The organism is Streptomyces sp. SID12501, from assembly GCF_010550245.1.
GTDB lineage: Bacteria > Actinomycetota > Actinomycetes > Streptomycetales > Streptomycetaceae > Streptomyces.
The window spans coordinates 148,157-163,204 of the sequence record NZ_JAAGLU010000021.1; the positions used below are offsets into that span (position 1 = coordinate 148,157).

Genomic DNA, 15,048 nt, shown 5'->3' on the forward strand with positions numbered 1-15,048 from the left:
GGCGAGGCGAAGTCGGCGTGGCCGTTCCCGATCATTGGGCGTCGGTCGGGAGTCCTAGGTCCGGGTTCGGGCGCAGGTCCGATGTGCGGCACGCGGGTGGCGAATAGCTTTTCCATGTGCCGACCACTCCCCCCGCAGTACCCACCGCGCCCACCACACCCGCCACTCCCGCCGGGCATCCTGGTGGGGTGAGCAACGACGACTTCCGCGCCGCGATGTCCCGGCTGGCCTCGGGCGTGGTCCTGGTGACCGCACAGGAACCGCCGCTCGACCCGGACGACCCGCACGCGCCCGGCGGTGAGGACGTCGGCATGACCGCGACCGCCTTCCTGTCGGTCTCCCTGGACCCGCCCCTGGTCATGGTCAGCGTGCGCGAGGGCTCCCGGATGGACGACCTGCTCGCCGAACAGCCCCTGTGGGCCGTCTCCGTCCTCTCCGAGAACCAGCGGCACGTCGCGGGCAGGTTCGCGATGAAGAACCGCATCAGCGACCGCCTCCTCTTCGCGGACCTCCCCGTGGTCCGGGGCGAGGTGTCCGGCGCCCCCCTGGTGGGCGGCGCCCTGGCGACCCTGGAGTGCCGTACGGAGCAACTGGTGACGGCCGGCGACCACACCCTGGTGATCGGCCGCGTCCTGACGGCGACGGCACCGAGCGCGGACGGCGGCCCGCTGGCGTACTTCCGGGGCCGCTACCGGCAGCTGGGCTGAAGCCGGGCCGAAGCCGGGCTGACGGTAAAATCCCTGGTCACACCGGTTCCGGTCGGCCTAACTTGGCCCGTATGACGAACGACACGCTCCGGCTGGAGCGGATCAGCCCCGACAACTTCGACGCGGCCGTCGCCGTCCGCGTCCGCCCGGACCAGGAACACGCGGTCGCCCCGGTCCTGAAGTCCCTGGCCGAGGCGTACATCCATCCGCGCACCGCCTGGCCCCGGCTGATCCTCGACGGCGAGCGACCCGTCGGCTTCCTCATGGCCTTCTTCGACATCGCCTGGGGCGGCACGGGCACCGACCTGCGCTCGGGCCTGTGGCGCCTGAACATCGCGGCCGACGAACAGGGCAGGGGCTACGGCCGCTTCGCCGTCGAGTCCGTCGCCGCCGAGATCCGCCACCGCGGGGGCACCGACCTCTACGTCACCTGGCACCCCGGTCCGACCGGCCCCGAGCCCTTCTACCTGGGCCTCGGCTTCAGCCCCACCGGGGAGACCAGCGGCGGCCAGACGGTCGGGGTGCTGAGACCCACCTAGCCGATCACTACGACCTTTTCGTGTACGAACGTAAATGCCAGGACCCGCTCCAGGCACCGGGCGCCGGACCGAACCGAGCATTCGGTAGGTGACGGCACGGAGATGACTTCGGTGTGATTCGAATCGCTCGACGAGAAATTCATTCCCGGAGTCGTTCCACGGATCTTTTTCCCGCCCGTCCGGAAATTCACGATCGTTCATCCGCCGCCCGGTCAATGATCTGACGTCTGTCCGATGACCGGTCACCGATCACCGATCAGGCCCCGACCCGGCACTAACCCCAGTCCCGTCCCGTACGGCCCCGCTTCACATCCGCGCGTGCCTTCTTCTGCCGCAACCGGCGTTCGTTGATTCCGCGCGGGATACGGGTGGGGGTGCGGGGCTTGGGCGGAGGAGCGGTGGCCTCGGCGAGGAGGGCGGCCAGGCGTACGGCCGCCGTCTCGCGGTTGCGCCACTGCGAGCGGTGCTCGGAGGAGCGGACGGTGACGACTCCGTCGACGAGCCGGCCGGAGAGGCGCTCCAGCGCGCGCTGCTTCCAGACGTCGGGCAGCACCTCGGTGTTCGCGAGGTCGAGGCTCAGCTCCACCTTCGAGTCACTGGTGTTGACGTGCTGCCCGCCCGGCCCGCCGGACCGCGAGAAACGCCACATGAGCTCGGCCTCGGGGAGCGAGACGGAGCCGCGGATGAGGTAGGGACCGGACATGCCCACCATGGTCGCGCGGCTGTCCGGTCCGCGTCACCCCGTTTTCGCCACGACAGCCGTCCTGGAAGGTAAAGAAAGTAAAGACGTGGAACCTTCGGGACCCCCGTCGGCGTTCATGGGGATGACGGTAGCTTCGTCCCGTACAGGACACCGCACCGCACCGCACGTACGTACGTATGTCAACGAGGGAAGGACTCCCAACAATGGCTGTAAGCCTGTCCAAGGGTGGCAACGTCTCGCTCACCAAGGAGGCTCCGGGCCTGACCGCCGTCACCGTGGGCCTCGGCTGGGACGTCCGCAGCACGACCGGCACGGAATTCGACCTCGACGCCTCGGCGATCGCGGTCAACGGAGCGGGCAAGGTCTACTCGGAGGCCCACTTCATCTTCTTCAACAACAAGCAGACCCCGGACAGCACGATCGTCCACACCGGCGACAACCGCACGGGTGAGGGCGCGGGCGACGACGAGGCGATCAAGGTCAACCTCGCCGGCCTCCCGGCCGACATCGACAAGATCGTCTTCCCGGTCTCGATCTACGACGCGGAGACCCGCTCGCAGAACTTCGGCCAGGTCCGCAACGCGTACATCCGCATCCTGAACGAGAGCGGCGGCGCCGAGATCGCCCGCTACGACCTCTCCGAGGACGCGGCGACGGAGACGGCCATGGTCTTCGGCGAGCTGTACCGCAACGGCGCCGAGTGGAAGTTCCGCGCCGTCGGCCAGGGCTACGCCTCCGGCCTCACGGGCATCGCCAAGGACTTCGGCGTCAACGTCTGAGTCGACGAACGAGCCGCACAAGGCGGCTGAAAAGCCCCCGGCCGAGCGCGAGTTGGCGCTTGGACCGGGGGCTTTCGCGTGCCCGCACATCGCCCGCCCGGCGTCGGCACACGGCCCGGGCATCGCCCGCACTACATAGGGATATCCCCAGGCTTCCGAAAGACTGCTGGAGACTTCAAGAACGACCCCCCTACGCTCCGAACCCGTAAGCCCCCGAACGACAAACGTCCACGAGCGGCGCTTACGAGAGACGGAGACACGTCACCCATGCCGTCCTTGTCGGACGAGCACTGTCCGCCCGGAACCAGCCCCGGCAGTGCTTCCCCCACCGTCCTGATGGACAACCAGGCCCTCGACGAGTTCCTCGCCGCCGACGCGGCCTCCTACGAGGCCGAGACGCTCGGCCTGGAGCTGCCCGGCTCCACACACACGCACCCCGACCGGCACCGGACTCCCCACGCGTATCCGCACACGAACCAAGGTCGGGGTACAACCACGATGACGACACCCAACGGCAGTCACGACGGCAGCCACGACGGCAGGCGCGGCAGCAGTCACAACGGCAGCTCCAACGGCGGCAACGACCCCGCCGAGGACGCGATCCGCGCCCTGTGGGAGACCATGGCCCGCGGCTGGGCGGCGGGCGACGCCACACTGTTCGCCGCGAGCTTCGCGACGGACTGCGACTTCACGACCGTACGCGGCGACAAGCCGCCGGGCCGCGCGGGCATCGAGGCCGGCCACGACCGCCTCTTCCGCACCCAGTACGCCGGCACCCGGCTCGACGCCCGCGTGACGGCCGTACGACACCTGCGCCCGGGCCTCGCCACGGCCGAGGCCGAGTCCACGGTCCGCGCCGCCGACGGCACGGCCCTGGCCTCGACCCACGCCCTGGCCGTCGTCGAACGGACGGGCACGCACGACGGCCCGGACCTCTGGCAGATCGTCGCCTTCCACAACATGGTCCCGGCCGCCGCGCCCGCCGTGTCAGCCGTTTCCGAGCCCGTGTCCGAGCCCGAACCCGAGAAGGTCCACCCGGAGACGGGCCGCCCGAAGCTGCGGCACCTCGCCATCGTGGCCCGGGACCCGGAAGGGCTGGCCGGGTTCTACAGCTCCGTCTTCTCGATGGAGCTGTTCCACCGCGACCCCGACGGCAGTTGCTTCCTCTCCGACGGCCATCTCTCCCTCGCCCTCATCAAGCACCGGCTCGACGGCGACACCCCGGTCGGCATGAACCACTTCGGCTTCCACATCGCCGACACGGCGGCCACCTCGGCGGCGCTGATCGAGAAGGGCGCGGACAAGCCGGCGGAGCGCTTCACCGACCGCCCCTTCGCCGAGTACCGCGCGATGGACCCGGAGGGCAACCGGTTCGACCTCTCGGAACACGGGTTCGGCGGGCCGCAGCCGACTACGGAGTCCTGAGGTCCGCCCGTGAGCCCGTGAGCCCGTGAGCCCGTGAGCCCGTTCGTATACGTACACGCGGTTTCGTACACGCGGGCTCATACACGCGGTTCGCATCCGTGCGGAGACGGGTTCACGGGCGTCAATCCCGCCGTGACACCATCACCACCGTGCTCGATATCGGTTACGCCCTCTCCAACCGCTTCCCGGATCCCCCGCAGACCGACTACCGTCGCGCGGACGTCCACTCACTCCGCCACGACCTGTTCTGCGGGGACGTCTACCTCGCCGACACCAAGGCGGACCGGGAACTGTCCACAGCCTGGGGATGGGTGCCGGTGCTCGACTTCGCGTGGGCGCTGTGCGACATCGTGGAGCAGCTGGACCAGGATCCCGCGGGCTCCCGCGCCTCCCGCCCCCAGTACGCGGAACTGGACTTCACCGAGTCCACCGACCGCATGCTGTTCAAGCGCCGCTTCGGGTGGGTGGACATCGAGTCCGACTGGATGCCGGCGGAGGAGCCCCCGCTCAACTTCTCCCACGCTGAACTCCGCAAGGAGGCACGGGACTTCCTGCACGACGTACTGGCCGACCTGATCGACCTGCACGACGCGCTCGACGAGAACCCGGCCATCTGGACGCTCCAGGCCCGCTTCCCGAGGGTCAAGTAGTAGACAGGGAAGCTACCCGGCCCCCTCCACCCGCACCCCCAACTCCGCCGCGAACACCTCCGCCAGATCAAGCAACTGCACCGGGCTGATCACCGCCCCCGCCAGCCGATCCACCCCCCGCGCGAACCCCAGCTCCGCGGCCCGCCGGAAATCCACATCGCTCAGCCGCGCCGCAGTGAAGTCCGCCCCCTTCAGCACACAGTCCACGAACTCCACGCGCTCCAGCACCGCACCCCCGAAGTCCGGCTCCACCAGCACGCATCCCTCGAAGACGACATCCTTCAGCTTCGCCTTGCGCAGGTTCAGATAGTCGATCTTCCCGCCCCGCACCACCACCCGCTCCAGCACGGCCCCGTGCAACTGCACCCCGCCCAGCCTGGCGTCAACCAGCTCCACATCACGCAGCGTCGACTCGGCGAGGTTCGTGCCGACCCCCCGTATCCCGGTGAGGACCGAGTCGAGCAGCCGGGCGTGGTGCAGCCGTGTCTCGTCCAGCGCGCACCCCGTCAGCGCGCAGTCCATGAAACGGGCACCCCCGCCGTCCTGCCCGGCGAAGTCGGCCTCCCGGAACTCCAGCCCGTCGTAGTCCCCGTCCGCCTCCAGCTGCCCGCCCCCGAACGGCTCCAGCACCGGCAACCGCAGCTCGGGCCGCCGAGCCCCCTTCACCCCGGCCCCGGAACCCTTCGTACCACCCACGCCACCCGCTCCGCCCACGCCATCCATCACTCGCCTCGCCATGCCCCCATCCTGCACCCCACCACTGACAATCCCCCTGACCTGCACAAATCTGTCTCCCCCGCCCCCATGTCACATTCCGACGCCCTCGATCGGTCGTACCGGCAACAAGCGCCGGCAGAAAGCAGAAAGGCGCCCACCGCAGGGAGACCCCAGACATGCACCCGGTCCGTACTCACGCCCGCACCCGCACCCCCCTCACCGTCATCGGCGGCGGCTTCACCGGTCTCACCGCCGCCATCGCGGCCGCCGAGGCGGGCGCCAAGGTCACCGTGCACGAGGCCCATCACACCCTCGGCGGCCGTGGCCGCACCGCCGAGGAGCCGTACCGTACGAACGAGGGCCCGCACGCCCTCTACAGCGGCGGCCCGCACTGGACCTGGCTCACCCGGCGCGACCTCATCGGCCCACTCGCCCCGCTCCCGCCCCTCGAAGCCGCCCGCTTCCACTTCCGCCACCAGGGCGCCCTGCGCCGCACCCCACCCCTCGCGATGCTCAAGCTCCTCCGCCACAGCGCCCGACAGGCGCCCACGGACGTCGACTTCATGACCTGGGCCACCGAGCAGGCGGGCGAGAAGGGCGCCCGGGCCGCCGCGCACTACTCCGCCGTCGCCCTCTTCCACCACGACCCCGGCACCCTGTCCGCCGCCTTCGTACAGGAACGCCTGCGCCGCGTCGCCACCCTCCCGCCCGAGGCCCACCACCCGCGCGGCGGCTGGGGCAGCGTCATCGACCGGATGGCCGCCCGCGCCTGGAACATGGGCGTACGGGTGGAGACCCTGTCCCGCGTCGACACGCTCCCCAAGGACACACCCGTCATCGTCGCCACCTCCCTCGACGCCGCCCGGCACCTCCTGCGCGACGACACCCTCACCTGGCCCGGCGCCCGTACGGTCCTCCTCGACCTCGCCGTACGGACCCGGCGCGGCGACCCCTTCGTCGTCTCCGACCTGGACGCACCCGGCTGGCTGGAACGCTTCACCGCGCAGGACCGCACCCTCGCCCCGGCCGGCGAGCAGCTCCTCCAGGGCCAGTTCCCGATCGCACCGCACGCCTCCCGCGCCGAAGGCATCGCCCGCGCCGAACAAGTACTCGACCTGGCCTTCGACGGCTGGCGCGACCGCGTCACCTGGCGCCGCGAGGCCACCGCGAACGGCCGCACCGGCGCGGTCGACCTCCCGGGTACGAGCTGGCGCGACCGGCCCGCGATCGAACGCGGCGACGGTGTCTATCTCGCGGGCGACCAGGTGGCCGCCCCCGGCGTCCTCGCGGAGGTCTCGTTCAACAGCGCGCTGACCGCCGTATCACTGGTACTGGGCACCCGACGAAACCGTGGCCGCCACGACCACCTCGACCCCCTCGGCCCTCTCAACCCTCTTGACCTCAAGCAAGCATGAGGTTGAAGAGTGGCAGCAGCCCGAACACAAGGCCACACACCTGGCCACACACCTGGGGGACCCCTCATGCACGCCATCCGCCTGCACACCTTCGGCCCCGCCGAGAACCTCACCCACGAACAGGTCGAGGACCCGGCACCCGGTCCGGGCCAGGTCCGTATCGCCGTCGCCGCAGCCGGCGTACACCTCCTGGACACAGCCCTCCGCGAGGGCATCCAGGGCCCGGCACCCGCGCCCACCCCGCTGCCGACCGTCCCCGGCCGCGAGGTCGCCGGCACCGTCGACGCCCTCGGCGAGGGCACCCCGCACCTGTGGCTCGGCAAGCGGGTCACCGCCCACCTCGGCTTCCAGCCCGGCGGATACGCCGAACTCGCCGTCACCGACATGGAACGCCTGCACGAGATCCCGGCAGACCTCGACTTCGCCCAGGCCGTCGCGATGATCGGCACAGGGCGTACGGCGATGGGAATCCTGCAGTTCACCGACCTCGGCCCCGACTCCGTGGCCGTCGTCCCGGCCGCCGCGGGCGGCATCGGCACCCTTCTCGTGCAGTACGCCCGGCACGCCGGCGCCACCGTGATCGGCCTGGCCGGAGGCCCGGCGAAGACGGCCCAGGTCGCGGCGAACGGCGCCGATCTCGCCGTCGACTACACGGACCCCGCATGGCCGGAGAAGCTCCGCGCCTACCTCGGCGGCCGGTCCGCCACCGTCGTCTTCGACGGCGTGGGCGGCGACATCGCCCGCGAAGCCACAGCCCTCCTCTCCCCCACCGGACAACACCTCGTCTTCGGCCGGTCCGGCGAAGGCATCCACACCGGCGGCGGCCCCTACCTGATCGAGGGCGTCTCCCAACAGGTCCTCGGCCCGGCCATGCTGGCCAAGACAGGCGGCCCCAACCCCCTCCGCACCCTGGAACTCCGCGCCCTCACCGAAGCCGCCACCGGCCGCCTGACCCCGGCCATCCACCGCTTCCCCCTCACCGAGGCAGCCGCCGCCCACCGAGCCCTCGAAAACCGCGCCACAACCGGCAAGGTCGTGCTGGAACCATGACCAGCGGCTCTCCTCGCCCCCCACCCACCGCGTCCTCCGAAACCGCGCCACGACCGGCAGAGGGCGCTGGAGCCGTAACCAGCTGCCCCTGCCCCTGCACCACCGCCACGCCCCACCTACCGCCCAGCCACCCGGTCCGCCACCCGAGCCAGCCGCGACGACCGCTCACCACCCCCGGCCGACTCCCGCCGATCCGCCGCCCGGTACGTGACGTACATCCCCCGCACCCCCAGCCACCGCAACGGCTCCGGCTCCCACTTCCGCACCCGATGCCCCACCCACGGCAGATCGGTCAGCTCGGTACGCCCCGCCTGCCCCGAGTCCAACTGCACCAGATCCCGCAACGTCCGCGCCGCGAGATTGGCGGTAGCGACCCCGGAACCGACGTAACCGCCCGCCCACCCCAACCCCGTCGACCGGTCCAGCGTCACCGTGGCACACCAGTCCCGCGGCACGCCCAACACCCCCGACCACGCGTGCGCCACCCGCACACCACCCAGCGAAGGAAAGAACCGCACGAGAATCTCCCGCAACGCCTCCACCGTCGCCGCCCGCGTACGCCCGTCGTTGTCCGTCCGCGACCCGAACCGGTACGGCACCCCACGCCCACCCAACGCGATCCGCCCGTCCTCCGTCCGCTGCGCATACATGTACGCGTGCGCCATGTCCCCCAGCGCCTCCCGCCCCTCCCAACCGACCGACTCCCACTGCGCGTCCGTCAACGGCTCCGTCGCGATCATCGACGAGTTCATCGGTAGCCAGGTCCGCCGCTGGCCCTTCAACGACGCCGTGAAGCCCTCCGTACAGCGCAGCACATAGGGCGCGCGAACCGTCCCGTACGGCGTCACCGCGTGCCGCGCCCGGATCTCCGTCACCGGCGTCTGTTCACGAACCACAACGCCCAGCGCCTCGACCGCCGCCGCAAGCCCCCTGACCAGCTTCACCGGATGCAACCGCGCCCCGTGCGGCGTCCACGACGACCCCAGAGCACCCGCCACCCGCACCCGCTCGGCGGTCGCGTCGGCGCCGTACAACTCACGGTTGTCCTCCCCGTACGACACTTCCACCTCGTGGAAGTCCCTCAGCCGCGCCAACTGGGCAGGCGTACAAGCGACTTCCAGCACACCCCCGCGACGGATGTCGGCATCGATGCCCTCCGCCCCCGCCACCCGCACCACTTCACCGACGGTGTCGTTCATGGCCCGCTGAAGCCGTACGGCCGCCTCCTGACCGTGCACGCGCGCGTACCGGTCCCGCCCCGCGATCCCGTTGTACAGCCAGCCCCCGTTGCGCCCCGAAGCCCCGTACCCGCAGAACTCCTTCTCCAGTACGACGATCCGGAGAAACGGCGCCGCCTTCTTCAGGTAGTACGCCGTCCACAACCCCGTGTACCCACCCCCGACGATCACGACATCCGCCGTCGCGTCCCCGTCGAGAGGCGCACGCGGGGCGGGCAGACCGTCCTGCGCGTACCAGAACGAAACCCGCCCGTCGACGTGCCCACCGACCGCACCCGAACCGCCATCCGCGCTGCTCATAGCGCCGGACGTTAACGCCTCACCGCCCCCGATGTCTCCTTCGGATTCCGCACCTCCACACCCCGCCCACGCGTCAACGGCCAGCAGGCGAACCCGATCAGCGCCGCAGTGAAGTGCCCCAGATCGGTGAACGTCGGCGAGCCGAGAAGCGGCACCCCGTACACACCGACAACGCCCACCACATACACGTACCGCCACGGCCGCGCGATCCGATACGCGAACACGGCCACGACCCCCGCCAGCCCGTAACTCACCCCGAAATCCATCGTGTCCGCCGCCGACGCAGGCGCCGAACCGTCCCGGATCGCCCGCCACACCGCACCCTGACTGACCAACGTCGCCAGCACATGAGCACTCACCCACACGACCAGCCACCGCACGGTCCCCAACCACCGCTCGACCGACGCGTGAAACACCGAATACAGCACCAGATACGGGGTCCACCACCCGTCGATCCACATCGCACTGGAGATCAGCACACGCACCGGATGGTCCGACAGCTCATTGATGTTCGTCGACCGCTGCCGCAGGAACTCCTCCTGGAACTCCGCCGACATGTGATGCACCGCCACAGTCGTGAGGAACAGGACGAGCAGCCACACGTAGGTGCCCGGAGCACTACGGACGTACGCCCACACCCCACGCGGACCCACCGGAATTCGCATGCCTCAATTTACTCACGCACATAAAGTCGGCCAGTGATCCCCGTCCCCATCCACATCCACGTCCCTGACGAACTGGCCGCCACCCAGCTCAAGTACAACGGCGAGGCGGGCCGCGCCTTCATCACCGCGCTCCCGGCCCGCGCCAACGACTTCCTCGACCGCTGGAACCTACGCGTCGACGGCCGGACCATGCACGGCGTAACGGCCCTGGTCCTCCCGGTACTCCGCCCCGACGACACCCCGGCCGTCCTGAAACTCCAGCTCCTGGACGACGAGAGCGAGGGCGAACCGACCGCCCTGCGCCTCTGGAACGGCGACCACGCGGTACACCTCCTGGACCACGACCCCACCACCGGAACGATGCTCCTGGAACGCCTCGACCACACCCGAATGCTCTCCCACCACCCCGACGCCCACGAAGCCACCCTGATCATCGCCGACCTACTGACCCACCTCACGGCAATACCGGCCCCACCGGGCATCCGCCGCCTCGGCGACATCGCGGCACGAATGCTGGACCGAGCACCACAAACACTCCCCCGGATCCCGGACCCCGAGGCCCGCACCCTCCTCCAGGACTGCGCGGCGGCCCTGCGCGAAGTCGCCCCCGACCCCGGCGACCGCCTCCTCCACTGGGACCTCCACGACGAGAACGTCCTCGCCGCCACCCGCGCCCCCTGGCTGGCGATCGACCCGAAACCCCTGGCGGGAGACCCGGCCTTCGACCTCTGGCCGGCCCTCAACAACCGCTTCGACCCCGCCGACATCCTCTGGCGCTTCGACGCCCTGACGGAGGCCCTGACCCTGGACCGGGAACGGGCACGCGCGTGGACCCTCGCCAGGGTGCTGCAGAACGCCCTGTGGAACATCGAGGACGGGGATCCGCTGGAGGAGACGGACCTGGAAATCGTGCGACGGCTGCGCGTCTGACCAGTCATAGCCCCGGCATCACACGGGCGCGAACACGAAGAAGCCCAGGCCAGCTTGGGGCTGACCTGGGCTGTTGAGCCCCCTATCGGATTCGAACCGATGACCTGCTCATTACAAGTGAGCTGCTCGTTCCAGCTGAGCTAAGGAGGCACCGCGCACCACAACGCCGTACGCGGAGGCGGCTCCACTGTACACAGAGCGCGATGCCCCGAGCCACGGAGTTCGCGGCTGACCTCGGTCTCGAAAACCAAACGTAACCATCCGCGCACCCGTTCGTTGATCGCCCTGACGTGCTGTTCCGAAGATCGGATCGTCGGGGAGGGATTCATGGGGGAGCCGGGGAAGTCGGTGGAGAAGCCGGGGCTGGAAGCGGTGACGGGCGAGGAGGCCGAGCGGATCAAGCGTGAGGCCCTCGGTATCGGCGACCGTCGCAAGCACCACCAGCGCGCGGCGACTCCGCTGAAGGGGCACGTCAAGGAGCCGGAGACGCGGCACCGTCTGTACCGCTTCCGCTTCTATCCGACCGCCGAGCAGGCGGAGCAGTTGGGGAAGACGTTCGGTGCCTGTCGGTGGGTCTACAACGAGGGGCTGGCGCTGCGGTCCGGGGCGTGGGAGCGGCACCGGGTGAATGTGGGGTTCGCGGAGTCGTGCCGGGCGTTGACGGGCTGGAAGCGGGTGGAGGGGACGGGGTGGCTCGGGGAGGTGTCTTCGACGGTGCTTCAGCAGTCGTTGCGGCATCTTGATCAGGCGTTCGGGCGGTTCTTAAAGGGGTCGGGGAAGCATCCGCAGCGGAAGAGGAAGGGGCGGTCGCGGGATTCGGCGACGTATGTGCGGACGGGGTTCAGGTGGGCCGAGGATCCGGAGCGGCCGGGTACGGGGTTGATCACGCTGGCGAAGCAGTCGGGGCCGCTGGATGTTCGTTGGTCGCGGGCGCTGCCTGCGGGGGTCGTGCCGGTGCGTCTGTCGGTGACGCGGGACCGGGCGGGGCGTTACTTCGTGTCGACGCTCGTGGAGGAGCGGATTGCGCCTCTCCCCGCTGCGTTTGTGCCGGGTTCGCGGGCGCCGAGGGCGGTGGGGCTGGATCTGGGGTTGGCGTCGCTCGTCACTCTGGATGACGGGACGAAGGTCGATCATCCGCGTCTGTTGAGGCGGTACGCGGAGAAGTTGGTTCGGTTGCAGCGGGAGTTGCACAAGAAGGTGAGGGGTTCGGCCAACCGGGACAAGGTGAGGCAGAAGATCGCGCGTCTCTACGCGCTCATCAGTGACGTACGCAAGGACATGTTGGACCAGTTCACGACCCGCCTGGTGCGCGAGAACCAAGTGCTCGTGGTGGAGGATCTGGCCATTGAGAACCTGATGCGTCGGGCGCGTGGCAAGGGTCGGCGGCGTAAGGCGAAGCTGAACGAGGCGATCCTCGATGCCGGGTGGGGTGAGTTGTTGCGGCAGCTGCGGTACAAGTGCGAGTGGTACGGGCGGACGCTGGTGATCGTCGACCGGTTCTTCCCCTCCACACGGCGTTGCTCCGGCTGTCATACCAAGGGTCCGAAGCTGGATGTCTCGGTGCGGGAGTGGACGTGTGCCGAGTGTGGGGTCGTCCATGACCGGGATGTGAATGCGGCTGTGAACCTTCGGGACGAGGGGCTGCGGCTGTATTGGCTGGTGGCGGCCGGGCTGCCGCCCTCGAAGGGAGTACCGGCGCTGATCAGGGCGTCGGAGCTGGAGGACTGCCTGCTGGCCGCTTAGGGGCGGCTGGGTGGTACGGACCGACGGGCCGTCGGCCGGAATGCCTGTGGAGCGCGTGTAAGACCGTTCGGGCGCAGTTCTTGAGGGCTGTGTGCGTCGGCGGTGCGTGATGAAGCAGGAAGCCGCGAGGCCAGGTCAAAAGGCGATTGCTCGGTCATCTCATAGGTTTCCGTCTCGAAAATTTCCGCGAAGTTCACACTCCCCCAGCTACTGACAGACGTCGAAACCCCGGGTACCGTCCAGATTCAGTCCGCGTACGTGGACTACACCACCTTCCACTACGGATCGTCCGGCACGTTCCTGCCGGTGAAGGGGGCCTAGTACCCATGGCCACTGTTTCGTTCAACAAGGCGACCCGCATCTACCCGGGTGGCGACAAGCCCGCCGTCGACCAGCTCGAGCTCGATGTCGCGGATGGCGAGTTCCTCGTCCTCGTCGGTCCCTCCGGCTGCGGAAAGTCCACCTCCCTGCGCATGCTCGCGGGTCTTGAGGACGTCAACGCCGGCTCGATCCACATCGGTGACCGCGACGTCACGCACCTGCCGCCGAAGGACCGGGACATCGCGATGGTGTTCCAGAACTACGCGCTGTACCCGCACATGACGGTCGCCGACAACATGGGCTTCGCGCTCAAGATCGCCGGTGTCAACAAGGCCGAGATCCGTCAGAAGGTCGAGGACGCGGCGAAGATCCTCGACCTCACGGACTACCTGGCCCGTAAGCCGAAGGCGCTCTCCGGTGGTCAGCGTCAGCGTGTCGCCATGGGTCGTGCCATCGTGCGTGAGCCCCAGGTGTTCCTCATGGACGAGCCGCTGTCGAACCTCGACGCCAAGCTCCGTGTGTCGACGCGTACGCAGATCGCGTCGCTGCAGCGCCGCCTCGGCATCACCACCGTGTACGTCACCCACGACCAGGTCGAGGCCATGACCATGGGCGACCGGGTGGCCGTGCTGAAGGACGGTCTGCTCCAGCAGGTCGACTCGCCGCGCAACATGTACGACCGCCCCAAGAACCTCTTCGTGGCCGGCTTCATCGGCTCGCCGGCGATGAACCTGATCGAGGTCCCGATCGCCGACGGTGGCGTGAAGTTCGGCAACTCGGTCGTCCCGGTCAACCGCGAGGCTCTCAAGGCCGCCTCCGACAAGGGTGACACCACCGTCACGGTCGGCGTCCGTCCGGAGCACTTCGACATCGTCGAGCACAACAGTGCCGCCGCCGACGCCCTGACCAAGGACACGGCGGACGCTCCGGCCGGTCTCGCCGTCACAGTGAACGTCGTCGAGGAGCTGGGCGCCGACGGTTATGTCTACGGCAGCGCCAAGGTCGACGGCGAGCTCCGTGACCTGGTCGTCCGCGTCAGCGGCCGTGCCGTCCCGGACAAGGGCGCCACGCTCCACGTCGTGCCGCAGCCGGGCGAGATCCACGTGTTCTCGACCTCCACGGGCGAGCGCCTCACCGACTGAGACGCGATCTGAACACCGAAGGGCCCCGCGGCTTGCCGCGGGGCCCTTCGCGCGCCCGCCGGCCGGAAGCCCGATATCCCGGCAGACCGGTCGTTTCGAATCGCGTACGTCAACGCCCTACCCACAAATTGGCGCCAATCCATCCCCCGATTGGGTGACTGAATGTCGCCAAATCAGCACTGAGCGCTACCCTCACTCGCGTGAAGCACTCCACTAACCAACTGACGCGAAGTGGCCGTGGCCCCGCCCGCCGGATCGGCCGTAGCCTCGCCCTTGTCCTGCCCGTCGTCCTGGTGCTGTCCGGGACCCTCGCGGTCACCCGAGTCAACTGGTCGGGGAATCCCTCGGACTCGGTGCTCACCGCCTCCTCCGAGGACCTGGCCGCCCGGGCCGCCGCCGCCCCCGCACCGCAGGACGTCCTGCGCGACCAGCTTCTCCTGGAGCTCCAGGAGAAGGATCCCGGCACCGCCCTCACCCACCTGCAGCAGGCGGTGAACGGCCGCCCGTCGCTGGCGAGGCACTGCACCTCGATCGCCCGTTCTCTGGGCCGTGCAGCGGTCCGCATGTACGGCCCGTCACGCGCCCAGTCGTACGCCCGCCCGGTCTGCGACACGTCCTTCGCCACGGGAGTGGCGGCAGCCCACAGCTAAACCGTCAGGCGCCCCTGTCAGGCGCCCCGTAGGGGCACGCCTGACAGGGGCGCGGGGCTCTGTCCAATATGCGG

15 protein-coding genes and 1 tRNA gene are annotated in these 15,048 nt (G+C 69.5%); 11 read left to right on the forward strand and 5 right to left on the reverse strand.

Annotated elements, in window-relative coordinates; translation table 11 throughout:
• Nucleotides 1-188 precede the first annotated feature (188 nt).
• Nucleotides 189-707 (forward strand): flavin reductase family protein, encoded by a 519-nt coding sequence (locus tag G3I71_RS25375; protein ID WP_343243075.1) that lies wholly within the window; start codon nt 189-191, stop codon nt 705-707.
• Between the two features lie 71 nt (nt 708-778).
• Nucleotides 779-1,246 (forward strand): GNAT family N-acetyltransferase, encoded by a 468-nt coding sequence (locus G3I71_RS25380; RefSeq protein ID WP_164317581.1) that lies wholly within the window; start codon nt 779-781, stop codon nt 1,244-1,246.
• A gap of 274 nt (nt 1,247-1,520) precedes the next feature.
• Here the strand turns inward: G3I71_RS25380 and arfB are convergent, their stop codons facing one another.
• Nucleotides 1,521-1,958 (reverse strand): alternative ribosome rescue aminoacyl-tRNA hydrolase ArfB, encoded by a 438-nt coding sequence (gene arfB, locus G3I71_RS25390; protein WP_164317582.1) that lies wholly within the window; start codon nt 1,956-1,958, stop codon nt 1,521-1,523.
• A 194-nt stretch (nt 1,959-2,152) separates the two neighbouring features.
• Between arfB and G3I71_RS25395 the strand changes: the two genes are divergently transcribed.
• The 3 genes from G3I71_RS25395 to G3I71_RS25405 all read left to right on the forward strand — a co-directional run bounded on the left by G3I71_RS25395 (nt 2,153) and on the right by G3I71_RS25405 (nt 4,803).
• Nucleotides 2,153-2,728, forward strand: a complete 576-nt coding sequence (locus G3I71_RS25395) for a TerD family protein (RefSeq protein ID WP_164317584.1) — start codon at nt 2,153-2,155, stop codon at nt 2,726-2,728.
• Nucleotides 2,729-2,995: 267 nt separating this feature from the next.
• Entirely contained in the window at nt 2,996-4,153 is a 1,158-nt protein-coding gene (locus G3I71_RS25400; RefSeq protein ID WP_239149346.1) for an SgcJ/EcaC family oxidoreductase, read from the forward strand.
• A 149-nt stretch (nt 4,154-4,302) separates the two neighbouring features.
• Entirely contained in the window at nt 4,303-4,803 is a 501-nt protein-coding gene (locus G3I71_RS25405; RefSeq protein ID WP_164317587.1) for a hypothetical protein, read from the forward strand.
• A gap of 12 nt (nt 4,804-4,815) precedes the next feature.
• Here G3I71_RS25405 and G3I71_RS25410 read toward each other — a convergent pair whose 3' ends face one another.
• Nucleotides 4,816-5,469, reverse strand: a complete 654-nt coding sequence (locus G3I71_RS25410) for a pentapeptide repeat-containing protein (protein WP_164317664.1) — start codon at nt 5,467-5,469, stop codon at nt 4,816-4,818.
• A gap of 227 nt (nt 5,470-5,696) precedes the next feature.
• Here G3I71_RS25410 and G3I71_RS25415 point away from each other — a divergent pair, with 227 nt between their 5' ends.
• Nucleotides 5,697-6,935: an NAD(P)-binding protein gene (locus G3I71_RS25415; RefSeq protein ID WP_239149347.1), complete on the forward strand. Its 1,239-nt coding sequence runs from the start codon at nt 5,697-5,699 to the stop codon at nt 6,933-6,935.
• A gap of 66 nt (nt 6,936-7,001) precedes the next feature.
• Nucleotides 7,002-7,985, forward strand: coding sequence for a zinc-binding dehydrogenase (locus G3I71_RS25420; protein ID WP_164317588.1), 984 nt, complete (start codon nt 7,002-7,004; stop codon nt 7,983-7,985).
• Nucleotides 7,986-8,101: 116 nt separating this feature from the next.
• Here the strand turns inward: G3I71_RS25420 and G3I71_RS25425 are convergent, their stop codons facing one another.
• Nucleotides 8,102-9,523: an FAD-binding oxidoreductase gene (locus G3I71_RS25425; protein WP_164317590.1), complete on the reverse strand. Its 1,422-nt coding sequence runs from the start codon at nt 9,521-9,523 to the stop codon at nt 8,102-8,104.
• Nucleotides 9,524-9,534: 11 nt separating this feature from the next.
• On the reverse strand, nt 9,535-10,188 hold the full coding sequence (locus tag G3I71_RS25430) for a rhomboid-like protein (protein ID WP_203731281.1): 654 nt from the start codon (nt 10,186-10,188) through the stop codon (nt 9,535-9,537).
• A gap of 33 nt (nt 10,189-10,221) precedes the next feature.
• Here G3I71_RS25430 and G3I71_RS25435 point away from each other — a divergent pair, with 33 nt between their 5' ends.
• Nucleotides 10,222-11,118, forward strand: coding sequence for an aminoglycoside phosphotransferase family protein (locus G3I71_RS25435; RefSeq protein ID WP_343243076.1), 897 nt, complete (start codon nt 10,222-10,224; stop codon nt 11,116-11,118).
• A 76-nt stretch (nt 11,119-11,194) separates the two neighbouring features.
• Here the strand turns inward: G3I71_RS25435 and G3I71_RS25440 are convergent.
• A tRNA-Thr gene (locus G3I71_RS25440) sits at nt 11,195-11,268 on the reverse strand.
• Nucleotides 11,269-11,445: 177 nt separating this feature from the next.
• Between G3I71_RS25440 and G3I71_RS25445 the strand changes: the two genes are divergently transcribed.
• From G3I71_RS25445 to G3I71_RS25455, 3 genes are all read left to right on the forward strand, one after another.
• Nucleotides 11,446-12,861, forward strand: coding sequence for an RNA-guided endonuclease TnpB family protein (locus tag G3I71_RS25445; protein WP_164317592.1), 1,416 nt, complete (start codon nt 11,446-11,448; stop codon nt 12,859-12,861).
• Nucleotides 12,862-13,187: 326 nt separating this feature from the next.
• Nucleotides 13,188-14,324, forward strand: a complete 1,137-nt coding sequence (locus tag G3I71_RS25450) for an ABC transporter ATP-binding protein (RefSeq protein WP_164317594.1) — start codon at nt 13,188-13,190, stop codon at nt 14,322-14,324.
• 200 nt (nt 14,325-14,524) lie between these two features.
• A complete protein-coding gene (locus tag G3I71_RS25455) occupies nt 14,525-14,974 on the forward strand; it encodes a hypothetical protein (RefSeq protein WP_164317596.1) in 450 nt (149 codons plus the stop codon).
• The last annotated feature ends 74 nt before the right edge of the window (nt 14,975-15,048 follow it).